Origin of the sequence: Shewanella aquimarina, assembly GCF_023349185.1 — a bacterium.
In the GTDB taxonomy this organism is placed as follows: domain Bacteria; phylum Pseudomonadota; class Gammaproteobacteria; order Enterobacterales; family Shewanellaceae; genus Shewanella; species Shewanella aquimarina.
Map to the genome: position 1 here is coordinate 229,928 of NZ_JAKIKY010000003.1, position 22,442 is coordinate 252,369.

Sequence of the window (22,442 nt, forward strand, 5' to 3'; positions counted from 1 at the left end):
ACCTGTCGGTCATTATAACCCATTCGTCCTATAGGTATAGCGGTTTTGTTCATGACTCAGATGACATATAATGCCGCCCATGAACTCATAATAAGAGCGAAGCATTTGAGAACAGGTCACATCAACAAGTTGATACTTTCCCTAGGGATTGTTGCGTTAGCAATATTGGCGGTAAAGCTATTTCTGATAGAACGCAAGGCCGAGCCAGAACAGGCACCGGGAACGATTTTAAAGAATCGCAGTCAATTTAGTGCCATCCCAGATTTCCAGGCAATTAGTGATATTGCGACCAAGAAACAGGCATTCTTCGATTTCCTTCGTCCGGCGATCAGGCACCACAACGCCGTAATTAGTGACGAGCGTAAGTTCCTGGAACAATCTCGCGCCCACCTAGCTAACCAACAACCCTTGTCCGAGGCTGAGGCCTATCGCATCTTGCAACTAGCAAGCAAATATCAGTATTCGATGCGCGGTGCCACTCTCGAATCCCTGGATGAGCTATTAACGCGAGTCGATACCATTCCCGAAGACTTAGTACTCATTCAGGCGGCTAACGAGACCGGTTGGGGCAGTAGCCGTTTTGCCAGAGAAGGGATGAACTTCTTCGGCCAATGGTGCTTTAAAAAGGGCTGCGGTCTGGTGCCGCAATCGCGCACCGAAGGGCTAAGCCATGAAGTGGCCGTCTTTAAGAGCGTCGAAGATTCGGTGGGCTCCTATATGCGCAACCTTAACTCGAACGCGGCATACTCGCTTCTTAGGGCCATTCGCGCCGATTTAAGAGCAGAGAATCAGCCGGTAAGCGCCGAGAAGTTGGTCTACGGTCTAATGAATTACTCAGAACGTCAGGAAGCTTACGTTGAAGAGCTGCTTGATATGCTACGTCATAACAATCAATTTTTGGTGGAAAATCATGAACAAAGGCCTGCTGTGTAGTTGCCTGCTTCTGGCAACGAGTGTTGTTCAGGCAACGCCCATTTCTCTCGACTATCAGGGCTTCTATCAAAGAATGAAGCAGATGAATAAAGGCAACTATTCGCTTATCGACATCGCCTTCTCTGTGCCTAAGGAAAATGGCTGTCTTATCGAAAGCGGCTCAATCACTACAGAGAAGCGCAACTATCCGCTGACATTCTCCGGTGACCAACGTCTCTATATTCCATTCGATGAAACCTTGAAGTCAGACCGTGCCCTCATCAATCTACAAATGAAGAACGATGCCACACGTTGTGGGGTGGCGATGCAGATCCGCGCCAAGTCGCCCTCAAATGAATATAGCCAGGAAGCACTTAGCGAGCTGGCAACCCAGATGGATGAGTTGCTCAAGCAGATGCAGGGCTTTCCAATGAAATATTTTGCCGATGATATTGCTGGGGTCAGCTTTGAGTTTGCAGGTAAGGCGCAGGTGACGATCGATGGTAAAGAGCAGCAGGTTGACGGCATCTATCGCTTAGCAAGTGATGAAATTAGCGCGCTAAGTACGATAAGTTTTAGTGAAACGCCTAAGGTGGTCAGCCCTTGGGTCAAGAGCTCCTAGTTAGCTTGTCGTTTAGAGCGCGGACATAAACGGACAAAGACGTAAAAAAGCCCTCAAGAGAGGGCTTTTTTATTATCTATAAAGACAATTCATGCAAGTCGCTAGGTTAAAACCTAAGGCGTATAGGTGCTCACCACATCGATTTTAAGCTGATCGCTACTGCGCTTGGCCGCATCTAGATCGATATGACCGCTGTTAGCCAGATCCAGGAAGTCAAACGCCGGCAGATCCGACTCCGCTACATCGCCTTTCATCGGTGCGTCGGGATCTTGTTTCAAAGAAACAAAGTCGAACTGATCTCTATCGACCCCCTGTGACGGACTCGTGTTTTGCATTGCGGTGAAGATGGTTTCGATACGACCTGGGAACTGCTTATCCCAGCTCTTGAGCATCTCTTTTACCGCCGCACGCTTAAGGTTTTCCTGTGAGCCACACAGGTTACAAGGGATGATTGGAAACGCCTTTAACTCGGCATATTCGGCAATGTCTTTCTCGCGGCTGTAGGCGAGAGGTCGGATAACCACGTTCGCGCCATCGTCCGACAGCAACTTGGGCGGCATCGCCTTAAGCTTTCCGGCGTAGAACATGTTGAGGAACATGGTTTCTATGATGTCGTCTCTGTGATGTCCCAGGGCAATCTTAGTGGCGCCAATCTTCTGCGCAAAACCATACAGGGTACCACGACGCAGACGGCTGCAGAGTGAGCAAGTGGTCTTGCCTTCGGGGATCTTATCTTTAACGATAGAGTAGGTGTCCTTCTCGAGGATATGGTAAGGCACCTTTAGGCTATCTAAATAGGCTGGCAGTATGTCTTCTGGGAAACCTGGCTGCTTCTGATCCAAATTGACGGCTACCAGATTAAAATTAACCGGCGCTCTTTGCTGCAGATTGACCAGGATATCCAGCATGGCATAACTGTCTTTGCCGCCGGAAAGACAGCACATGACGGTGTCGCCCTCTTCAATCATGTTGTAATCGGCGATGGCACTACCGACCTCGCGCCTAAGACGCTTTTGTAGCTTGTTTAGCCGAGTTATCTGTTTCTTTGAGAGGGTTTCTTCAGACATAATAAAAAACGCGCCTAGTATCGTAAAATTCTGGGCGCGTAGTATATCTTAAAAAATTGGGCTAAAGAAGATGGCCTAAGGCGATCATTCCTCTTCTAGTGGTGACTTATAGCCGTCGGGTTTAATCGCCAGTAGGTCACAGTTAATGCTGTCGATCACATGCTCTGCGGTGTTACCGATTAGCGCCGCCGAGAAGCCAGTGCGGCCGACGGTTCCAAGAATCACCAACTCGGCGTCGAGCTGTTCGGCCAATTCAGGGATGACATCCTCTGGCAAACCCTCTTTGATATGACAAAAGTCGCTGGAGATGCCGTAATTGCTGGCCAGGTAACAGACACGCTGCTCATGCTGCATGCGAATAGTTTCGCTATAGGTGTGTGCGTCAAAGTCCGGCAGTTCGATAGCCAGGTTAACTGGTGTGCCTGGATAGCCGTTAACCAGATGTACCTGAGCATCAAACTTCTTGGCTAAGTCTTGGGCGTGTTCGATGATCTTGCCGTTAAGGGTTTGGTGATCGTCATCTTCCGAGGCCACGTTGATGGCGCACAGGATCTTACCGGCTACCGGCCAGTCATGTTCTTTCACCAAAAGAACCGGCACTGGCGCCTTGCGCATCAAATGCCAATCGGTGGGGGTAAAGATCACCGACTTGAGTTTATCGTGCTCGTGAGTACCCTTAACGATCAGATCATAGCCACCTTCGATGGCGTGTAAGATGATGCTCTCGAAGGGGCGGTTATGCCAGATCACTTCGCTATCGATGGCGACGCCACTGTCTTTGTAGCCAGCCAGGATATCGTCGAGCCAGGCGCGACGCTGTGCAATGACTCCCTGGCGCATGGCTTCACGCTCATGACCCGAGAGGATAGAGGTCATCTCGTAGGAAAAATCGAAAATAGAGAGAAAAACGGTGATTGACGCTTGGTTTTTAGAGGCGAGTTCGACGGCTCTGGCGAGGGCAGATTGCTTGTCGCTTGTTGGATCCACTACAACAAGGATCTTATGATAGTCCTTCATAGATTCTTCCTTTATCTGAGGTGGTACTTAAATAATGAGCGATATAGGGCAAATTGCCTTGTTTTAGATCAAATTTGCCCAGAAAACCGGCTAATTAGCGGCCTATCTTATTGTTACCGGCTAACTTATTAAGCGAGTCAAAATCGACGATGGTAATGTACTTTCCTTTTACCTCGATCAATTCTGCTTTTTGGAAGCGTCCCAACAGACGGCTAATGGTTTCAACGGTCAAACCAAGATAGTTACCTATGTCACCACGTGTCATTGTGAGGCGGAACTCCTTGGGAGAGAAGCCACGACTGCCAAAACGACTGGCCAGATTGCTGATGAAGGCCGCTAGACGTTCTTCGGCGTTCTTCTTACTCAGCAGCAAGATCATTTCCTGATCGCTTTGGATCTCATTGCTCATCAGACGCATGATCTGTTGTCTGAGCTTAGGCATGGTGCCCGAGAGTTCGTCTAAGGTATCGAATGGAATCTCACAGACCATCGAGGTCTCTAAGGCTTGGGCAAAACTCTGATGAGTTTGCGAGTGAATACCATCGAAACCAATCACATCACCGGCCAGGTGAAAGCCGGTGATCTGCTCATCACCCTGTTCGGTAATGGTGTAGCTCTTGATGGTGCCTGAGCGGATCGCATAGAGAGATTTTAACGAGTCGCCAGACTTAAAAATTTGTTCGCCTTTCTGTATCGGTTTCTTACGTTCGATGATGTCATCAAGCTGATCTAGCTCGTTGTTATTCAACGTGAAAGGGATACATAACGTACCCATACTGCAGTCATGACAATGAATGGCGCATCCGGGTACAGCCGAACGACGACTTTTAATAATATCTGTCATAATCTCTCTCGAATTTCTCAATTAGGCTTATGTTAAACTAATTTAATAGTGACAGCTAGCCTAGCTGAGCAAATGCAATATACAAAGTGTGTATGCCAAAGCTTACTAAGATTAAGCCACTGATAAGCCTTACTTTTCTAGCCTGAACCAACTGGGCAAAATAGCGCGCTGCGACACCGACGCTGACCAGTGCGGGCAGGGTGCCCAGGCCAAAAGCCGCCATGATCAAGGCGCCTTGCTGCGCCGAATTTGCCGCGACCGCCCAGGTCAAGGTGCTATAGACTAGGCCGCAGGGTAACCAGCCCCATAGTAGGCCTGCCGCAAAGGCTTGTTTTAAATCTTTTATCGGTAGTAACTTATTGGCGATAGGACCGATGAGACGCCACAATAATTTCCCCACTCGCTCAATCTGCACCACACCAGACCAGAGCTGCGCAATATACAGACCAGTCACTATCATCATCACACCGGCGAATACGCGCATGCCAATTAGGTAGGCATCGATACTAAAGAGGGTACTGAGCAGGCTGGCCGAGCCGCCCACCAGAGCGCCGGCCGTGGTATAGCTTAAGATCCTCCCCAGGTTATAGCTGAGAATAAACTTAAGCTGACCCAGCAGAATATTATCGCTGGCTTTTTTAGGGAGCTGCTGGGAGAAGGCGCCGACCAGGCCACCACACATGCCGATGCAATGGCCCGCGCCCATCAGACCGACGAGGAAGGCGCCGGTAACGCTAAAATCGATCAACTTGGCGTCGACTCGTCTTTGGTATCGTTAGGCTTCTGCTTGATGTCATCATCAAACAAGATAGATACGCTCTGCCTGTCGAGATCGTCAAACTGTTCAGATTTCACGGCCCAGAAGAAGATGCCTACGGCAACCAGCACAAACAGCATGGCGATAGGGATCAAGACATAGATAATACTCATAAACGAACCTTTAGTAGTCTGAGGCTATTGGCGACAACAATTAATGAGCTGGCCGACATACCTATGGCGGCAATGTAGGGTAACACGTGTCCAGTTACCGCTAAAGGAATGATAAGCAGGTTATAGCCAAGGGCCCAGATCAGGTTTTGCCTGATGATCTGCTCTGTCAGCTTGGCGATACGAACCGCCTGGGGAAAGCGTGAAAGCTGATCGCCGAGCAGGATAAGATCGGCGCTGTTTTTGGCAATGTCCGCGCCGCTGCCCATGGCTACCGACAGGTTTGCGCCCGCAAGCACAGGCGCATCATTGACGCCGTCTCCGAACATGACCACCTGTTTGCCCTGATCTCTTAGCTGATTGATAAGTTGTAATTTATCTTGCGGCTTTAACCCCTTATGTAAGGTGTCGATACCCACCTCAGCGGCGACTTGCTCGACGTGTTCGCTGGTGTCACCGCTGGCAATACAGGTGGCAAAGCCCATCTCCTTGAGGGTGTGCAGCGTTGCCTTGGCATCTTCTCGAATCGTATCGCTCAGGGTAAAACCGGCGAGTAAGCGCGTTTTATCGGCGAGGTAGACGCTGTGATCGCCTTTGATATCGCCAAGCTGAGTGTTACCTCGAATAAAATCCGCGCTGCCGAGAAAATAGCGGGTGTCATTTACGCTGGCTATTACGCCTTCGCCGGCGACATACTGACTCTCACTTAGCCGATAACCGGTCTGGTAATAGGGGGTGAACGCCTTAGCGATCGGATGAATCGATTGTGACTCCATGGCGGCGGCAATCGCTAGCACCTCGAGGGATTCATCATGAGTAAAACGCTGCGTTTCGCTCAGGGTTAAACTGCCGCAAGTCAGGGTACCCGTCTTATCAAATACCACCTGATCTACTTTTGGCAGCTTCTCAAACACGCCTGGACGGCGGGCCACCACCCCAAGTCTGGTAAAGAGGCCGGTAGCGCAGGTCACCGCCGTCGGCGTTGCCAACGCCAGCGCGCAGGGACAGGTGGCAACTAACACGGAAAGCGTGACCCAAAAGGCATCTTCGGGCCAATAATGTTTCCACACCAGATAGGTGAGGGCGGCCACGACCAAGATGGTCCAGGTAAAATAGTTGGAGATAGTATCGACGTAGAGGGACACCTTAGGCTTGTTGTTCGATGCCGCCTCTTGCAGGCGGATGATTTCGGCAACTAGCTGATCTTGCCCGGTCGCCGTGACCTTGACCTGAATCGGGTGGTCCACATTGATGGTACCCGCATACACTTGGCTATTAAGGTTTTTAGTCACCGGCATCTGCTCGCCCGTGAGCATGGCCTCGTTGACGCTGCTCATGCCCTCGATTATGTCGCCGTCGGCGGCGATCACCTCACCGGGCTTGACCATGATAAGGTCACCCACCTTGAGGCGCTTGGCCGGCACCTCGGTTTGATTACCTTCATCGTCCAGCAAGTTAGCGGTTAGCGGGATCAGTTTATGCAGGTTATTAGAGCTGATAGAGGCCTTCTGCCGTGCATTTTGCTCAAAATAACGACCAAGTAGCAGGAAGAAGGTAAACATGCTCACCGATTCAAAATAGACCTCTCCCTGGCCAGATACCGTAGCGATACAGCTGGCGATATAGGCGCCGCAGATGGCGATGGATACCGACACGTCCATGTTGAGCCTGCCCGATAACATGGCGCGCAGGGCACTAAAGTAGAAAGGCTGCGCCGAATAGAAGACTACTGGCGCGGCGAATATCATGCTTACCCAACGGAAATAGTCTCTGAATTCCACATCGAGATCGGTGAAGTAATCCGAATAGAGCGCCAAAGCAAACATCATCACCTGCATGGTGGCAAAGCCTGCCAGCCCTAATCTAAGCAGGAATTTGCGGCTATTCTTCTTGCTCTGAATCTCTTCGTCATCCACCTGATAGGGCGCGGCTTGATAGCCGATACGGCTGATCTGCGCCAAGATCTCCGACAGCTTAATCTTGTCCGGATCCCAGCTGACTTGGGCGCGCTCTGTGGTGGTGTTAACAGCTATCTTATTGATACCGTCAATATGCTGCAGCTTATGCTCGATCAACCAGGCGCAGGCCGCACAGGTGATGCCATCTATGGTAAGAGAAGTACTGGCACTCTGTTTGTCTTGATGCACGTCTTGATGCACAAAGTCCTGTTGGACCTCTTTGAGATCGAATGCGGAAAAGGCATTGAGCGCCTCGGGCACCAGCGCCGTCTGCTTGCTACCAGGTTCGGTACGATACTTATAATAGTTGGTGAGTCCCGCCTCTATGATGGCTGCGGAGACGGCCTGGCAGCCGGGACAACACATAGGCTGAGGAACATTATCGATAAGGGTCTCGAATTGGCGGCCGGTAGTCACCGGCTCGCCGCAATGAAAGCAGTTCAACGCATCCATAAAAGATTAGTTTAACCAGTATTGTTGATTATCTTTTAGCTCGAGACGTTTCTGGATGCGCCAGCTGCGATCAAACCCTTCCAGTCTGACTTCCCAACTGCCCTGAATTGGCGTGTTGAGCTTGATATGGTAAACCATGTTGCCATCGGCGGTGGCTACCTGGCCAAAGTCCTTTTCTTGTAGGGTAGGGTGATAGAATTCGACATTGAGCGCCGCGGCATAAGGCTCGCCGCCGTGCTGGGTAAGGGTGATCTCATCTTTCGCAAGATGTAACTCAAACTGTAATCCGAGCTGCTTGGCATGTTTAATCTTACGCAGGTCCATGTTAATGGCCTTGCCGTCTTTGTAATAGTCTTCAGAGACTAGGGAATCTTTGTTTTCGACTGCGAGGAACATGAGGTTCACACTGGCAAATACGGCGCACAGCGGCAGAATAATCAGAAACCAAGGCCAAAACTGTTTATACCAAGCTTGTGGTTTATTCATGGATACTACCTGTTATTTTTGTTGGCCATATCTTACCGTTAAATGGCAGTGATAGCACTTAAAAAAAAGGCCTCGATCTGTCTCGAGGCCTTGGTGTTACTTATATGTAATTACTTGTTTGACAAGCTATAAACATAGGCTGCGATGACATGAACTTTCTCTTCGCCCAAGACATCTTTCCAAGCAGGCATCACGCCAGAACGACCGTTCTTGATGCTCTCTTGGATCACACCGCGGCTACCGCCATACAACCAGGTGTTGTCGGTGAGGTTAGGTGCACCCATGAACTTGTTGCCAGTACCGTCCATACCGTGACAGGCGAAACAACCCTTCATGAATGATGCCTGACCCTGAGCGGCCAACGCTTCATCGTGATCGCGACCAGACAGCTTCACTACGTATTCAGCTAAGCCTTTCAGCTCGCTGTCTTCGATAGGTAGACCGCCTTTTGGAGGCATCATGCCGTGACGACCGTTCATGATTGTCGTCTTGATGGTGGCAAGATCGCCGCCATATAACCAATCACCGTCAGTCAGGTTAGGGAAGCCCTTGCTACCGCGCGCGTCACTACCGTGGCACTGAGCACAGTTTTGCAGGAACAGACGGCCACCCACTTTGAGGGCCTCTTCGTTCTTCACTAGCTCTTCAAGCGGTGTAGCCAGGTACGCCTCGAAAATCGGGCTGTACTTAGCGTTAGCCTTGACGACTTCTTGGTCATACTGAACCCAGCGATGTTCCTTCTCAGCCAGTTCAACGGCTGCGGCAGAATCTTCCTTGATACCTTTGTCGGTACCAATGCTTTGGTTCGAGCTTGACCAACCGAGGAAACCTTTGAAGTTACCTAGGCCTGGGTACGCCGCCAGGTAGACCACACCGAAGATGATGGTGATGTAGAACATATAACTCCACCACTTTGGTAGTGGGTTATTGATCTCTTCAATGCCATCAAAGCTGTGACCCATTGATTTGCCTTCTTCAACACCTGTGGTGTTTTTAGAGACAACAAACAGTAGGATGAAACATCCTGCGATTACCACAATTGTGAGTACGGTAATCCAAATACTCCAGAAGCTACTCATCATCACTTATGTTCTCCTGAGTCCTTGTTCTTCTCATCATCTGAGAAAACAAGGTTAGCGGCCTCGTCGAATTGAGCCTTACGACGACCGCTATAAGCCCATGCAAAAATACCGACAAACGTCACCATGACAACAACGGTAATGATCCCTTGTAATGTGCCGTAATCCATATTTATGCCTCCAATTTATTTCAGTGCGTGACCTAGCGACTGTAGGTATGCAATTAGTGCCTGCATCTCAGTCTTACCTTCAACGGCATTCTTAGCGTTGTCGATATCTTCTTGAGAGTAAGGCACACCGAAACCACGGAACACTTCCATCTTCTTAGCCGTCAGCTCGCCGTCTAGGACGTTCTCGGCCAACCAAGGGAAGGCAGGCATGTTTGATTGTGGTACTACTGCGCGAGGATCAAGTAGGTGAACTTCATGCCACTTGTCGCTGTAACGACCGCCAACACGGGCCAGGTCTGGACCAGTACGCTTAGAACCCCATAGGAATGGGTGATCCCAAACTGACTCACCGGCAACAGAGTAGTGACCGTAACGCTCAGTCTCAGCACGTAGCGGACGAATCATCTGGCTGTGACAACCTACGCAACCTTCACGGATGTAGATGTCACGACCTTCTAACTCAAGCGCAGAGTATGGACGCAGTCCATTTACAGGCTCAGTAGTGTCTTTTTGGAAAAGCAGGGGAGTGATCTGTACCAGGCCACCAATACTGATAGCAATAACGGTAAAGATACCCAGCAGACCGATGTTTTTCTCGACTATCTCATGATTAAATTTCATCAAATCTACTCCTTATGCTTCAGCCAGCGCTGGCAAAGATTCTTTTGGCGCCTTAACTGTCTTAACCACGTTGTATGCCATCAGTAGCATACCAGTGACGAAGAACAGGCCACCTAAGAAGCGAACAAAGTAGAATGGGTATGACGCTTCCAAACCTTCAACAAAGCTGTAGGTTAGGGTGCCGTCAGAGTTAACTGCACGCCACATCAGACCTTGCATAACACCCGAGATCCACATTGAAACGATATAAAGTACAGTACCGATAGTCGCCAACCAGAAGTGAACGTTAATCAGTTGTGTGCTGTACATACGACCGTGTCCGTAGATTGCAGGGATCAGGTGGTATAGCGAACCGATAGATACCATAGCCACCCAGCCTAGCGCGCCTGAGTGTACGTGACCTACGGTCCAGTCGGTGTAGTGAGACAATGCGTTAACTGTCTTAATGGCCATCATAGGACCTTCGAAGGTCGACATACCATAGAATGACAGAGAAACGATCAAGAAACGCAGAACAGGGTCGGTTCTTAGCTTATGCCAAGCACCAGACAGGGTCATAATACCGTTGATCATACCGCCCCAAGAAGGTGCGAACAGGATCAGAGACATCACCATACCCAGTGACTGTGTCCAGTCCGGTAGCGCTGTGTAGTGCAGGTGGTGTGGACCCGCCCAGATGTACAGTGCAATCAAAGCCCAGAAGTGAACGATAGACAGACGATAAGAATAAACAGGACGACCCGCTTGCTTAGGTACGAAGTAGTACATCATACCCAGGAAACCAGCCGTCAGTAGGAAGCCAACGGCGTTGTGGCCATACCACCATTGCACCATGGCATCTACGGCGCCAGAGTATAATGAGTATGACTTGAATAGGCTAACAGGTACTGCCATTGAGTTCACGATATGCAGTACTGCAACCGTGATGATGAAGGCGCCGAAGAACCAGTTTGCCACATAGATGTGTGACGTGGTTCGCTTAACAATTGTGCCAAAGAACACAACGGCATAGGCTACCCAAACTATGGTAATAGCGATGTCGATAGGCCATTCAAGTTCAGCGTATTCTTTACTGCTGGTCAGACCCAGCGGCAGAGTAATAACGGCTGAAAGAATAATGGCTTGCCATCCCCAGAAGGTAAATGCAGCTAACTTAGGTGCAAATAGGCGGGTTTGGCAGGTACGCTGGACGATATAATAGGATGTTGCAAATAACGCTGAAGTACCAAATGCGAAAATCACGGCGTTGGTGTGCAGAGGTCGTAGACGACTGTACGTTAGCCATGGAGTTTCGAAGTTGAGTTGTGGCCAGATTAACTGGGCCGCGATCAATACACCTACCGTCATACCAATAATCCCCCACAATACTGTGGTAAGGGCAAATTGGCGGACAACGGTGTAATTGTAATCAGCGCCTTGAGGCTGGGAATGGTTCATCATATTGCTTCCACTGCTTATTACTTATACTTATTGTTTGAGTAAAGTGGCACTTTACCCGGTAAAATGACATCAAAGGCTTGTTTCCCTACGAAACAAACAAGATTGTGTCAATGTGTCACGCAACATTAACGCAAATTAATGCCGAGTAACGCAATGATACTTGAGCAATATCAAAAAAGATAGGAATTATGCGGCCAGGGATATTGATCCAGATCAAACTACCTGGATAGAATGTAAACACTATGATTCAAAAGGTTAATAATTGTGCTACTGAATCGACACTTCCCCGTTACTTCGCTCGTTGCAAGCCTGTTTGTGATGGTCTTGGCAACAGGCTGTGAAAAGCCCCAAAAAGCACCTGAACAAGCGCTAAAATCCGCGACTAAAGCCACCTTTGAAATCGACACCAGCCTATGCGATTTTCATCGAGGCGCTTGCGCTAAGCAGATAGGCGAAACCCTTATTTCGCTGGCGATTTCTCCAGCAAATGCCCCAAGTGAAAGACCCATATCTGTTGCCTTAACTAGTGGTGCAACACTTAATAACCTCAAGGTAAGGGTTGAGGGCAGAGATATGTTTATGGGGGTTATTCCAGTTATTTTAAGTGAAACGGCTAAAAACACCTATAAAGGAACGCTAATATACGGCTCTTGCAGCAGCAATTATATGGTGTGGCGTCTTATCGCTAGCTTCGAGATAGACGGTCAGTCTAAGGCAGTTATGTACGATTTTTTGGCCGATAACCCAGGCCGTAACGACTAAAATTTGTACAGATTGCTTTGTGTAGCGAGTTAGCCCTAGATCCTATTATTAAAAAATAGGATCTAATCGAAGATCGCTGCGTTAGCCAAACTCGTTCCCATCACCGCTCAACGATGGCGCTCGCTAATTGGCATCAGACAGGGCTAATCGCACCTTATTGAAATGTTCTATGTTGTCGATGAAGAGTGTGGTTAGCGCGGGGTCGAAATGGGTACCCGAGCCTTTTGCAATCTCTTCAATCACTTCGTCTAGCGGCCAGGCGGGTTTATAACAACGTTTGTGGGATAGGGCGTCAAATACGTCCGCGATAGCGACAATGCGCGCAAAGATATGAATCTCTTCTCCTTTCAAGCCATCAGGGTAACCACTGCCATCATACTTTTCATGATGTTGTAGGGCGATAATCGCAGCGGCATTGAGGATAGGACGCTCGGAATTTCCCAAGATCTGATGGCCGATGGCAGGGTGCTGGCGCATGATCTGCCACTCTTCGTCGGTTAATTTACCCGGCTTTAAAAGCACTGAATCCGGGGTCGCTATTTTGCCGATATCGTGCATCGGCGACGCGTGTTTAATCAGATCCGCCTGTTGATCATCTAGGCCTGCCAATTTTGCCAGGGTATAGCAGTATTCGGCCATACGCTTAACATGGTTGGCGGCCTCTTTTGAGCGGCTCTCGACCACATCTCCCAGGCGGAAGATGAGTTCTGACTGGGTGTCTTCAAGCTCTTTGTTTAGCAGCAGGTTTTCAAAAGCAACGCCCACATTGATGGCAAAGATGTCGATAAGTTTCTTATCCAGGTCCCCAATCGCATGTATGTTGTCCATATATAGCAGGTTAATCCAACCGCTCTTGGCGGGGAAGTAACCGACGAACAAGTTGTCCTCATACAGACAAGCCTTTTCTTCCAAGGCGCGTTTGAGTAATTTCTCTATAGGTTCGGGTATGGCTTTTTCATGGTGACTGGCAAATTGGCCGGTGCCAGCCAAGATGTGGAGTTTATCTGTACTTAACTCTTTGCTCATTGCGTCGATGGCATTGCAGGTTAACAGCAGGGTCTCATTGTTGAGGTTGAGGAGATTGGCCACCTGAGTTAACAGGCCATCGGCAAAATGATGCAGCGTTCTCAACTCAAACAGGCCGGAGGTGGCCTTGACGACTCGTTCTAGTCCCTCGCGGTAGCGAATCTGCGTCTGCTTGGCCGCTTCGATTTCCATGATGTCGCGGTAACTTCTTAGGGCAGAGTAGACGCTGGTGATCAGCTTACGAGAATCCAGTTCCGCTTTGGCCTTGTAATCGTTAATGTCGTAATTAACGATTACATCTTCTTCCGGCGCTTGCCCGGGCTGGCCGGTGCGTAGGATCAATCTTATGCTTTGATTGTTATGTTCTTCGCGGATCCATTTTACCAGCTCAAGACCGGCATGATCGCTCTCCATGACGACATCGATAAACGCCATGGCCACGTCGTTTTCTTCTTGTAATACGCGCTTAGCTTCTTCGCCGCTATAGGCATTAATAAACTCGATGCCGCGGTTATCTAGCTTGAACCTAGACAGTGCCAGCTTGGTTACTGTGTGTACATCGGGCTCATCGTCGACGATGAGTATGCGCCAGGCCGGTCCTGTTTCTGTTTCGGCTGCTTTCTTTTTACCTGAGAACAGTGGACTCTTTTTTGCCATATCAATCAGCATCCGTACCCCTCTTAGGTGAATTTAATAGACCTTAATATTTAGTGTAGTAACTTGCGCTCAATTTGGCTGGAGAATTTAGACTGGCAAGAAATTAAAATTGTAGAATAAATGAGGCAGTTAGCCAGCTCCGTAAAGATAAAGGATGACTAAGGCATAGCGGGTAGAGTAACTGTTCCGGTATATTTTCATCCAAGCTAGAGTTTGAATCCTAAGCAGGTGGGTAATTGTTCCCCTAAGTGTCGCATTCTATTGAATATTTTGTATGTTTTATTGCTATAGTAGGTAGAGAGAATTTTAAGTGCCTCAATTTTATGGAGTCGACTCTTGCACGCCATCCCCTTATTTGAAGCTATAGACTATATCGAAATAGGTAATCCCACTGTCAATCAGCATGTTACGGCAATTACCATGAACTGCGTCGAAGATGCGGGCTATGTTTATGAACTGGCGTCGGATCTTCTTTTCGCGCAGCGAGAAAACGAAAATAGCTATAAGAGCTTTCGCAGTGAAATTACCTGCTTCCTACATTGGTGCTTCGATGTAGTTCGGCAGTCGCCCGGGCAGATCAGCAGGCGAGACATGGATAAATTTGTCGCTTACTGCCAGTCACCACCACAAGACCTGATCGGTCAATTTAATGTCGCCCAGTTTAAACTCGACAAGGCGAGTCAGCAGCGAGTCCCCAATCCGTTATGGCGGCCCTTTGTCGGCAAGCGAGGCGAAAAATATCACCTCAGCGATAATGCCCTGAAGACTAAGATGGCGATTCTCTCCTCATTCTATGGCTTCTTGGTGGCGGAAGATTACTGCGAGCGCAATCCTGCTCAGGCCTGGATGAACCATTCAAAGTTTGCCCATAAGCGAAAGTTTGCCATGAGCGAAGAGGAGGGCAGTGGTCTCGCCTTTACCGAGTTGCAATGGTCCTACGTGATCTCAACCGTTGAACGGCTAGCCAAGGTTGACCCAGAGCAGCATCAACGTAGTCTGTTTTTGATTAAGTTGATATACGGTTGCTATCTGCGGGTGTCTGATGTGAGTGCACGAGCAGGTTACAGTCCTATCATGGGTCAATTTAAGCAGGATAAGCAGACAGGGATCTGGCGTTTTCATATCCCCAAGAGTAAAGGCGGCAAACAGCGACAAATTCCCTTGTCTAATGCGTTATTGACCGCGCTAAAACAGTACAGAAAGTTTTTAGGCCTGGCACCTTTACCTAGCTATCAGGAACAAACCCCAATTTTTGTTCGCCATAGAGCTGCCGGGCGGGGGCGCGAGGCGGGATTGATCGATGCCAACCTAGGCATTCGCCAGGTGAGGGAGTCTGTACAGTCGCTTATCAATCAGGCCGCCGATGTCGCCGAAGAAGATGGACTTTTAGAAGATGCAGAAGTGATGCGAAAGTTGACAGTGCATAGTATCCGCCACACGGGGATCACGCACGATATCAACCTTAATGGCAGGCCGCTTTCCCACGTTCAGGCCGATGCAGGGCATGAGAGCATCGATACCACATCTCAGTATCTTCACACGTCTCAGGCGGAGAGGCACCAGAGTGCAGCCAATAAGCCTTTGGATAGATTAGCCGGCATAGAATGATCAAAAAATCCCGTGTCCGGGCAGACACGGGTAGGGAGCCTAAAGCGGTCGCATCGCTTAAGTATCTCAAACAGGAAAGACTTAATAGACAGGGCTCTAATTTGAGTTGACGATATCAGTTTAAATAGGCTGTTTTGCGATTCCATGTCACTCATATGACGCTTTAGTTAATGCTTAACTAAAAGTTTCTGCCAACCTAAAAATATTATGATGACCGGATGCGTGAATTTTGACCAGACTTTTAACTATTAGAATGGCGTGCCATTTTTCAAATCGCTTAATGCCGATAAGTATCATTATCGGCATCTGACTAAAATATCTTTTTAGCAATTATTCTGACTAGCAACTCTTATTCTATATGCGATTCTCAATATCAAGACGTCTAAGATCCTTAGGTTACTTTTAAGATCCTTAGGTTACTTTTAAGATCCCTTAGGTTACTTTTGAGCGTTTGCATCTGAGGGGCTAAATTGAATCATCTGGTAAGTTACAAAGACGTGCCGATTACATATTGGTGGCCAGGTTCTGAACTGCAGTTAGGTTAGTCATGCGCGCTGTTTTGCATTACTCCTCTATTGAAAGCCCCCAGATTAAACATCTAAATGTTTAAAATTAGGTAAAGCATTCAAAGTAACGCACCGAAACGATCAACCCCTCAAACCTGGTTGGTTCCTAATCCCCGTAACACCTAGAACATCTAAACTAACCATAGCTTTCCAAGTGCTTGCTGATCGAAGGTTATGATAGCTGACCCAGGAAAAACCAACACAAATTAAATGCGTCGCTACGTGCATGAAATTGCTCAAACAAGGGGATTACCCACCAGATTTCACGTAGCAACGCCTAATGATTGAGCAATCCAAGGCAAGTAAAACCCTGGATGCTGATTAGAATGCTCCACAGAAAGAATATCTCAATGCGTTAGATACCAATAAGGACTTTAGGAAAGGCAAGACGATTCTTTAACGGACTGCCTAAAGGCCAGTAGCTGAATTAAGATATCGACTCGGAGCGCTTGTTGAGATGCCAGTCTTAGTAAATTCGCTTTGTATGAAAAAGAATAGCGATACTGTAGCAACTGTAACTCAGCTAAATGAGCTGAATCTCTATTCCCATAAAAAGAGATAGCACTGATAAAAGAAGAGAAAGGACTTAGTATTATTTAAATTGTTCATTTTAGTGGGCGTATTCGAGACAGATAGCTTTTAGGCTATACGCCGATATGGCAAAATCAAAAGTGAAAGTAGAAATGGCATATAGGCTAGTCTTTGTAAGATTGATATCTGGCTCACTCTCCAGCACAGTCTTAGACACATTAATGCGCACAATGTATATTATGTTAAATAGACTTTGCGGGCAATGTAAGTTACCAGCTTACATTATCTCGCCCTGCATCTTTAGCTCTGTATAGCGCAGCGTCTGCGTCGTGTAGCATCTGCGTCAGGCTCTTACCCGGCTCGAACGAGCTTAGGCCACAGCTAAAAGTGATCTGCAGTGAGTCATCGCCTATCTGAAAACGATTCTTTCTAATCGCATCGCAATAGACTTGTGCAGTGTCTTTAAGGTAGATCTCAAAATCCTTGTCTGTACCAAAGGGTCGATTAACCAAGACGACAAACTCTTCACCGCCCCAGCGCATCAATATATCCTCGGGATCTTGTTGTCGCTTTAATGTCGCGGCAATATGACGCAGTGCTTCGTCGCCGACCATGTGGCCGTAGGTGTCGTTGATCAACTTGAAATAATCGACATCTATAAGGATGACGCCCAGTTCTCCCTGCTGTTGACTGCAGGCGTGATACAGACGTTCGCCAATGGCGATACCTTCGCGGCGGTTGTAAAACTGAGTGAGGTCGTCATAGATGGCATGGTGCGTAAGCTGTTCTTCTAATGCCTTTTGCTCTGTAATATCAAAGATTACACCTATCAGGCCAGCCACTTCGCCTCGATAATCATTAAAACTTGTCTTATGAAAACGGACAAAAACCGAGTCCCCTTCGAGCGTTTTTATCTGTTTTTCATAGATCTGCACGCCGGGATTATCGAAAAGCGCCTGATCGGCCCTTTGGTAGACTTCGGCGAGCTCATCGTCGAAAAGCTCGTACACACTCTTACCAATTAACTCTTCTCGGGTAAGCTTGATGAAAGACTCGAACGCCTTGTTACAGCCCAGGTATACACCATCTTTATCTTTATAAAAGATAGGCACAGGTAGGGAATCTAATGTCAGCTGCAACAGATAACTGTCGCTGGCGAGGCACTGGAGCAGATCAGGATGTAAATTGGACGCGTCATACGGCATATCAAGGGTCTCTTCTTATTTAAACTGACATTCCCTGTACCTAACAAGAGTATAGTTGTGTTAACTACGAGTGCTATATTAACAAGTTAGACTGGCGTTGCGGGATTTAAATTAAATCGGTGTTGTGCTCATGAATTGTCAAAATCATCATCATGACGAGGTATTGCACCAGGCTACCGCTATTTGTACAGATAATGAGCGAACGACCCGCTTGATACGCCTAAATACCTCTTTCAACATAAAAAATGATTGTAAATTGAAAAATGAGCTGCCTACACTGGGCTTAATATTTGTCATATGAGGGCACTCGCCTATGTCAATTTCTCCTCTTGCCAGTGACAAGCTTTATCGTTCTTCTACACTCGCCCTACTCGATCCCAGTATTAAATCGACAAAACAGTTGACGCCGCTAAATGAGATCGTTGGCCAGGAACGGGCCCAACAGGCAGTAGAGTTTGCCATGTCGATGAAAGACAAAGGCTATAACATCTACGCCATCGGCCGAAATGGTCTGGGTAAGCGCACTATGGTGATGCGTTACCTGGACAGGTATGACCCTAACGGTCATCACCAGCTGTTCGACTGGTGTTATGTGGTGAACTTTGACGATGCTCGAACCCCTAAGGTGCTCAAGCTACCTAGAGGTCAGGCCCAGGCCTTCAAGGCCGACATCGAAAACTTGATGAAACGCCTGGTCAAAGCCCTCCCCTTAGCCTTTGACAACGAGCTCTACTATTCACGGGCCGAAAAGCTAAAGGCGCAGTTGGCCGACAAGCAGGAGTCGGCACTGGGTCAGATCACCAAAGAGGCCGCCGCTAAGCAGATCAGCCTGTCTATCAACCCTCAGGGCAGCTACGAGCTGGTTGCCATGAATGGCGAGGAGCCTCACACCGAGTCGAGCTTTGCCGAGCTTAGCGCTAAGGAACAGGCCAGACTCGAGAAAAACATCGGTTCATTAGAGTCTAAGCTGCGTGAGGTGGTGCGTAAGTTCACCGCCTGGGAAGAGAGCTACTCGGATAAACAGCAGAAGCATGACGAGCAGGTAGCCCAGGAAGTGTTAGTGCATCTGCTTGAACCTTTGAAGGAAAGTTATGCTCAATATCCCGAGGTGAAGGCTCACCTTAATGAGATGCACAAAGATATCTTAGATAATCTGGATATCTTCCTCGAGCAAAATGAAGAGCAGATCGCCCTCTCCTACGCCTCATTGGCCAAGAAGATGCCGCGGCGCTACCAGGTCAATGTACTGGTTAACCATGGCGATATCCCCATGCCGATTGTGATTGAGGAGAGTCCCAACTATCACAACATCTTCGGCTATATCGAAAACGCGACCTATAAGGGCACTATCTTTTCCGATTTCTCCCTGATCCGCCCTGGTAGCCTGCATAAGGCCAACGGCGGCGTGTTGATGATCGACGCCATCAAGGTATTGGAACAGCCCTATGTGTGGGACGGTCTGAAGCGCGCGCTTCGCTCACGAAAACTCAGCCTGAGCTCCCTCGAGCGCGAGGTGACGTTGTCGGGCACCATCTCCCTGGATCCTGAAGCTATCCCGTTAGATGTGAAGATTATTCTTTTTGGTGATTACCAGACCTACCAGTTATTGCAGCACTATGACCCTGAATTTAAAGAGCTATTCAGAGTCACTGCCGATTTTGAAGATGAGATGCCACGTACCGATGCCTCCGAGGTGCAGTACGCGAAATTTATCTCCAGTATCGTCGTGGGCAACAAGATGCTGCACTGTGACCGCGGCGCGATAAAACGTATCATAGAGTTCAGCGCGCGCCAGGCCGATGCCCAAAACAAGTTGTCGCTACATTCGGCGGATATCGCCAACTTGCTGCGTGAATCTAACTATGTGGCCCGCACCAGTAAGTCGAACATGATACGCGCCGGCCATGTGGAGAAGGCGCTGCATAACCATGAACTCAGGGTCTGTCGTCTGCGCGACCATGTGATGCAGAGCTTTATCAACGGCACAACCCTTATCGATACGCAAGACAGCGTGGTGGGTCAGATCAACGCTTTGTCTGTGGTGGCGACATCGGATCATCAATTTGGCGCCCCGAGTCGTATCACCGCCAGCGTTTCCCTCGGTGAAGGCGCCGTATTTGATATCGAGCGCAAGGTAGAACTCGGCGGTCAGATCCACTCAAAAGGCGTGATGATTTTAACCGCTTATCTTTCGACTATCTTCGGCCAGACGGATAAGATCCCGCTTACGACTCACCTCACCTTTGAGCAAAACTATTCGGGCGTCGACGGTGATAGTGCCTCTATGGCCGAGCTGTGCGCCATCGTATCTGCATTTGCCAAGGTACCACTGCGTCAGGATGTTGCCATCACAGGTTCGATGAACCAATTTGGTCAGGCGCAGCCCATAGGGGGAGTAAACGAGAAGATCGAAGGCTTTTTCGATGTCTGTAAGATAAAGGGACGCCATCAGGCTCAAGGGGTGATCATTCCTCGCATCAATGTGCAAAACCTCATGTTAAGAAGTGATATCGTCGAAGCCGTTAAAAAGGGAGAGTTTGCCATCTGGGCGATCGATCACGTTAATGAAGCGGTTGAGATCTTAACTGGCATCCCGGCCGGTGAGCGCGACTTTGAGTTCGAAGATTATCCCAAAGACAGCCTCTATGCCCTGGCCGATGTCAGATTGCAGAAGCTAAGAGATCACGTTAAGCGCACTCAAAAGGCGAAGGTTTAAGGATTAAAGACTAAAGGATTAGAATCCAAATCATTAACCAATAAAAAAGCCGGTACGAGACCGGCTTTTTTTATCTGTGCGATTACCGCAATTAGGCAAAGGCTTCTTGCAGTGGCGGAACCACCTGCTTCTTACGGCTAAGGACGCCGTCGAGCCAGACACGACCGTTCTCGGTCGCCTTACCGTAGGCGCGCTCGGTCAGATCGGCATCATCGGATACGACCAACATCTCTGAGCCTTCTTTCATGATGTCGGTGAGTAGCAGCAGTACGCTGTGGCGATTGCCTTCGGCCTTAAGCGCCGCGATATCGGCTTCAAGTTCAGCCTTAACCTGATCAAAAACAGACAGGTCGATCACTTCTAGTTGGCCAATACCAACCAGGTTACCGTTCATGTTGAAGTCTTTAAAGTCGCGCATCACAAGATCGCGAACCGGCGTGCCTTCTACAGCCGACTTAACCTTAAACATCTCCATGCCTAGCGCCTTGTAGTCTTCGATACCTGCGATCTCAGCCAGGGCTTCGACACACTTGATATCGGCCGTGGTACAAGTTGGCGACTTGAAAATCACTGTATCGCTCAGGATGGCACACATCATGATGCCGGCGATGTTTTTTGGGATCTCGACGTTGTAGAAGTCGTACATCATCTTGATCACTGTGTTACTGCAACCCACTGGGCGGATCCAACACTCAAGCGGTGTAGAAGTCGTCAGGTCACCTAGCTTATGGTGATCGACGATACCGACAATGGTCGCCTCGGCGATATCATCAGGCGCCTGAGTCAGCTCAGAGTGGTCTACGATATAAACCTGCTCACCGGCGTAGTGCTCTTTATACAGCGGGGCTTCAAAACCAAAGCGTTCCAGGATAAAGGCGGTTTCTGGTGATGGCTCACCCAGGCGAGCGGCAATGGCCTCTTCGCCGATTTGGTTCTTCAGGTAAGCCAGTGCAATCGCACCACAAATTGAATCTGAATCTGGGATCTTATGACCCACAACGTACATTGGCATAGTTAACTCTCACAGTAAATTTTGCGGCATTTTATCAAAAGGAAAATCAATTTACATTACTCCCCTGCCTTTAATTGGTTAGACGCTAGTCTAATGCCAGGGTTCAAGATAATTGAGCAGCATAAATATAGGCCAGATGGCGCCGGATGAGAAAACATTCCATCCTCGCCGTATATCTCTCAGTCATGCGCTCTTAAACGGACATGCGGTATAGCACCACCTCTACCTCACCGTCAGGGGTATCGACGCTATCGTTTTTAATATACTGCATGCCAAGCTTGGTCATTATGTTAATTGAGCCCTTGTTGGCCGGATCGGCGATGGCGCTGAAATGCGTAACAGGGTTGCCATTAGACTGAGAGTGTTCTACCAAAGCCTGGCAAACCGCCTTGGCCGCTTCTGTGGCATAGCCCTTACCCCAACTGGCCTGGGTAAAGCGCCAACCTACCTCGAGATCCTCAAGTTTTGGCGCATCGGTATAGAAATCCATCGGCCGCACTAAGATCCAACCGATAAAACTATCGCCAAGGCTTGTCTCGGTGGCGAGTGCGGTGACCTTCCAAAGTCCCCAGCCGGTATCAAGGTTGGTAAAGCCTTCGATGCGAGGAATAAAATAGTCTTCAATTTCTGCCATGGTCGAAGGCTTGCCGCCATTGATATAGCGCATCACCTCTGGGTCTTGGTTTAGATCGAATAGAAGCTGTGCATCTTCTTTGGTGACCACCTCAAAGCGTAAACGCTCGCTGTTTTCAATTTGCATGGG

20 protein-coding genes are annotated in these 22,442 nt (G+C 48.6%); 5 read left to right on the forward strand and 15 right to left on the reverse strand.

Going from position 1 to position 22,442, the window contains the following annotated elements:
• Positions 1-105: 105 nt before the first annotated feature.
• Both L2731_RS05250 and L2731_RS05255 read left to right on the forward strand, forming a co-directional pair.
• Positions 106-933, forward strand: coding sequence for a glucosaminidase domain-containing protein (locus L2731_RS05250; protein WP_239850546.1), 828 nt, complete (start codon positions 106-108; stop codon positions 931-933).
• Positions 911-1,534, forward strand: coding sequence for a DUF2987 domain-containing protein (locus tag L2731_RS05255; RefSeq protein ID WP_239850545.1), 624 nt, complete (start codon positions 911-913; stop codon positions 1,532-1,534). Before L2731_RS05250 ends, L2731_RS05255 begins: the two co-directional genes overlap by 23 nt.
• A gap of 113 nt (positions 1,535-1,647) precedes the next feature.
• On the opposite strand, the gene ttcA is transcribed toward L2731_RS05255, so the two are convergent.
• The 11 genes from ttcA to ccoN all read right to left on the reverse strand — a co-directional run bounded on the left by ttcA (position 1,648) and on the right by ccoN (position 11,596).
• Positions 1,648-2,601 (reverse strand): tRNA 2-thiocytidine(32) synthetase TtcA, encoded by a 954-nt coding sequence (gene ttcA, locus L2731_RS05260; protein WP_249252141.1) that lies wholly within the window; start codon positions 2,599-2,601, stop codon positions 1,648-1,650.
• Between the two features lie 84 nt (positions 2,602-2,685).
• Positions 2,686-3,618: a universal stress protein UspE gene (gene uspE, locus L2731_RS05265; protein ID WP_041511247.1), complete on the reverse strand. Its 933-nt coding sequence runs from the start codon at positions 3,616-3,618 to the stop codon at positions 2,686-2,688.
• A gap of 94 nt (positions 3,619-3,712) precedes the next feature.
• Positions 3,713-4,462, reverse strand: a complete 750-nt coding sequence (gene etrA, locus L2731_RS05270) for an electron transport transcriptional regulator EtrA (protein ID WP_041511248.1) — start codon at positions 4,460-4,462, stop codon at positions 3,713-3,715.
• 55 nt (positions 4,463-4,517) lie between these two features.
• Positions 4,518-5,210 carry a sulfite exporter TauE/SafE family protein gene (locus L2731_RS05275; protein ID WP_041511249.1) on the reverse strand — a complete coding sequence of 231 codons (693 nt, stop codon included), beginning with the start codon at positions 5,208-5,210 and terminating at the stop codon, positions 4,518-4,520.
• Complete coding sequence (gene ccoS, locus L2731_RS05280; protein WP_249252142.1) at positions 5,207-5,392, reverse strand: cbb3-type cytochrome oxidase assembly protein CcoS; 186 nt, start codon at positions 5,390-5,392, stop codon at positions 5,207-5,209. Before ccoS ends, L2731_RS05275 begins: the two co-directional genes overlap by 4 nt.
• Positions 5,389-7,800, reverse strand: a complete 2,412-nt coding sequence (locus L2731_RS05285; protein ID WP_249252143.1) for a heavy metal translocating P-type ATPase — start codon at positions 7,798-7,800, stop codon at positions 5,389-5,391. The genes ccoS and L2731_RS05285 overlap by 4 nt, the downstream gene beginning before the upstream one ends.
• Positions 7,801-7,806: 6 nt before the next feature.
• Positions 7,807-8,286: a FixH family protein gene (locus L2731_RS05290; protein ID WP_041511252.1), complete on the reverse strand. Its 480-nt coding sequence runs from the start codon at positions 8,284-8,286 to the stop codon at positions 7,807-7,809.
• A 110-nt stretch (positions 8,287-8,396) separates the two neighbouring features.
• Positions 8,397-9,365, reverse strand: coding sequence for a cytochrome-c oxidase, cbb3-type subunit III (gene ccoP, locus L2731_RS05295; protein ID WP_239851095.1), 969 nt, complete (start codon positions 9,363-9,365; stop codon positions 8,397-8,399).
• A 2-nt stretch (positions 9,366-9,367) separates the two neighbouring features.
• Complete coding sequence (locus tag L2731_RS05300) at positions 9,368-9,535, reverse strand: CcoQ/FixQ family Cbb3-type cytochrome c oxidase assembly chaperone (RefSeq protein ID WP_041511253.1); 168 nt, start codon at positions 9,533-9,535, stop codon at positions 9,368-9,370.
• A 15-nt stretch (positions 9,536-9,550) separates the two neighbouring features.
• The gene (gene ccoO / locus L2731_RS05305) at positions 9,551-10,156 is read right to left on the reverse strand and encodes a cytochrome-c oxidase, cbb3-type subunit II (protein ID WP_249252144.1); all 606 of its coding nucleotides are present in this window, start codon (positions 10,154-10,156) and stop codon (positions 9,551-9,553) included.
• Between the two features lie 12 nt (positions 10,157-10,168).
• Positions 10,169-11,596 (reverse strand): cytochrome-c oxidase, cbb3-type subunit I, encoded by a 1,428-nt coding sequence (ccoN, locus tag L2731_RS05310; RefSeq protein WP_041511255.1) that lies wholly within the window; start codon positions 11,594-11,596, stop codon positions 10,169-10,171.
• 264 nt (positions 11,597-11,860) lie between these two features.
• Here ccoN and L2731_RS05315 point away from each other — a divergent pair, with 264 nt between their 5' ends.
• Entirely contained in the window at positions 11,861-12,358 is a 498-nt protein-coding gene (locus L2731_RS05315; protein WP_249252145.1) for a hypothetical protein, read from the forward strand.
• A 123-nt stretch (positions 12,359-12,481) separates the two neighbouring features.
• Here L2731_RS05315 and L2731_RS05320 read toward each other — a convergent pair whose 3' ends face one another.
• Positions 12,482-14,053, reverse strand: a complete 1,572-nt coding sequence (locus L2731_RS05320; RefSeq protein WP_249252146.1) for a DUF3369 domain-containing protein — start codon at positions 14,051-14,053, stop codon at positions 12,482-12,484.
• A gap of 324 nt (positions 14,054-14,377) precedes the next feature.
• Between L2731_RS05320 and L2731_RS05325 the strand changes: the two genes are divergently transcribed.
• Entirely contained in the window at positions 14,378-15,649 is a 1,272-nt protein-coding gene (locus tag L2731_RS05325) for a tyrosine-type recombinase/integrase (protein WP_249252148.1), read from the forward strand.
• Positions 15,650-17,015: 1,366 nt separating this feature from the next.
• Here the strand turns inward: L2731_RS05325 and L2731_RS05330 are convergent.
• Entirely contained in the window at positions 17,016-17,951 is a 936-nt protein-coding gene (locus L2731_RS05330) for a GGDEF domain-containing protein (RefSeq protein WP_239850536.1), read from the reverse strand.
• A 313-nt stretch (positions 17,952-18,264) separates the two neighbouring features.
• Between L2731_RS05330 and L2731_RS05335 the strand changes: the two genes are divergently transcribed.
• Entirely contained in the window at positions 18,265-20,667 is a 2,403-nt protein-coding gene (locus tag L2731_RS05335; protein ID WP_249252149.1) for a Lon protease family protein, read from the forward strand.
• 91 nt (positions 20,668-20,758) lie between these two features.
• Here L2731_RS05335 and L2731_RS05340 read toward each other — a convergent pair whose 3' ends face one another.
• The gene (locus tag L2731_RS05340) at positions 20,759-21,679 is read right to left on the reverse strand and encodes a manganese-dependent inorganic pyrophosphatase (protein ID WP_011865773.1); all 921 of its coding nucleotides are present in this window, start codon (positions 21,677-21,679) and stop codon (positions 20,759-20,761) included.
• Positions 21,680-21,872: 193 nt separating this feature from the next.
• Positions 21,873-22,439 (reverse strand): GNAT family N-acetyltransferase, encoded by a 567-nt coding sequence (locus L2731_RS05345; protein WP_239850534.1) that lies wholly within the window; start codon positions 22,437-22,439, stop codon positions 21,873-21,875.
• Between the last annotated feature and the right edge of the window lie 3 nt (positions 22,440-22,442).

What these genes read in the sequence shown, in the direction of transcription:
- uspE (WP_041511247.1), bottom strand. Translation starts at nt 3,618, where the DNA reads ATGAAGGACTATCATAAGATCCTTGTTGTAGTGGATCCAACAAGCGAC.
- L2731_RS05345 (WP_239850534.1), bottom strand. Translation starts at nt 22,439, where the DNA reads ATGCAAATTGAAAACAGCGAGCGTTTACGCTTTGAGGTGGTCACCAAA.
- L2731_RS05290 (WP_041511252.1), bottom strand. Translation starts at nt 8,286, where the DNA reads ATGAATAAACCACAAGCTTGGTATAAACAGTTTTGGCCTTGGTTTCTG.
- L2731_RS05285 (WP_249252143.1), bottom strand. Translation starts at nt 7,800, where the DNA reads ATGGATGCGTTGAACTGCTTTCATTGCGGCGAGCCGGTGACTACCGGC.
- L2731_RS05300 (WP_041511253.1), bottom strand. Translation starts at nt 9,535, where the DNA reads ATGGATTACGGCACATTACAAGGGATCATTACCGTTGTTGTCATGGTG.
- L2731_RS05335 (WP_249252149.1), top strand. Translation starts at nt 18,265, where the DNA reads ATGTCAATTTCTCCTCTTGCCAGTGACAAGCTTTATCGTTCTTCTACA.
- ccoO (WP_249252144.1), bottom strand. Translation starts at nt 10,156, where the DNA reads ATGAAATTTAATCATGAGATAGTCGAGAAAAACATCGGTCTGCTGGGT.
- etrA (WP_041511248.1), bottom strand. Translation starts at nt 4,462, where the DNA reads ATGACAGATATTATTAAAAGTCGTCGTTCGGCTGTACCCGGATGCGCC.
- ccoP (WP_239851095.1), bottom strand. Translation starts at nt 9,365, where the DNA reads ATGAGTAGCTTCTGGAGTATTTGGATTACCGTACTCACAATTGTGGTA.
- L2731_RS05330 (WP_239850536.1), bottom strand. Translation starts at nt 17,951, where the DNA reads ATGCCGTATGACGCGTCCAATTTACATCCTGATCTGCTCCAGTGCCTC.
- L2731_RS05255 (WP_239850545.1), top strand. Translation starts at nt 911, where the DNA reads ATGAACAAAGGCCTGCTGTGTAGTTGCCTGCTTCTGGCAACGAGTGTT.
- ttcA (WP_249252141.1), bottom strand. Translation starts at nt 2,601, where the DNA reads ATGTCTGAAGAAACCCTCTCAAAGAAACAGATAACTCGGCTAAACAAG.
- L2731_RS05340 (WP_011865773.1), bottom strand. Translation starts at nt 21,679, where the DNA reads ATGCCAATGTACGTTGTGGGTCATAAGATCCCAGATTCAGATTCAATT.
- L2731_RS05320 (WP_249252146.1), bottom strand. Translation starts at nt 14,053, where the DNA reads ATGCTGATTGATATGGCAAAAAAGAGTCCACTGTTCTCAGGTAAAAAG.
- ccoN (WP_041511255.1), bottom strand. Translation starts at nt 11,596, where the DNA reads ATGATGAACCATTCCCAGCCTCAAGGCGCTGATTACAATTACACCGTT.
- ccoS (WP_249252142.1), bottom strand. Translation starts at nt 5,392, where the DNA reads ATGAGTATTATCTATGTCTTGATCCCTATCGCCATGCTGTTTGTGCTG.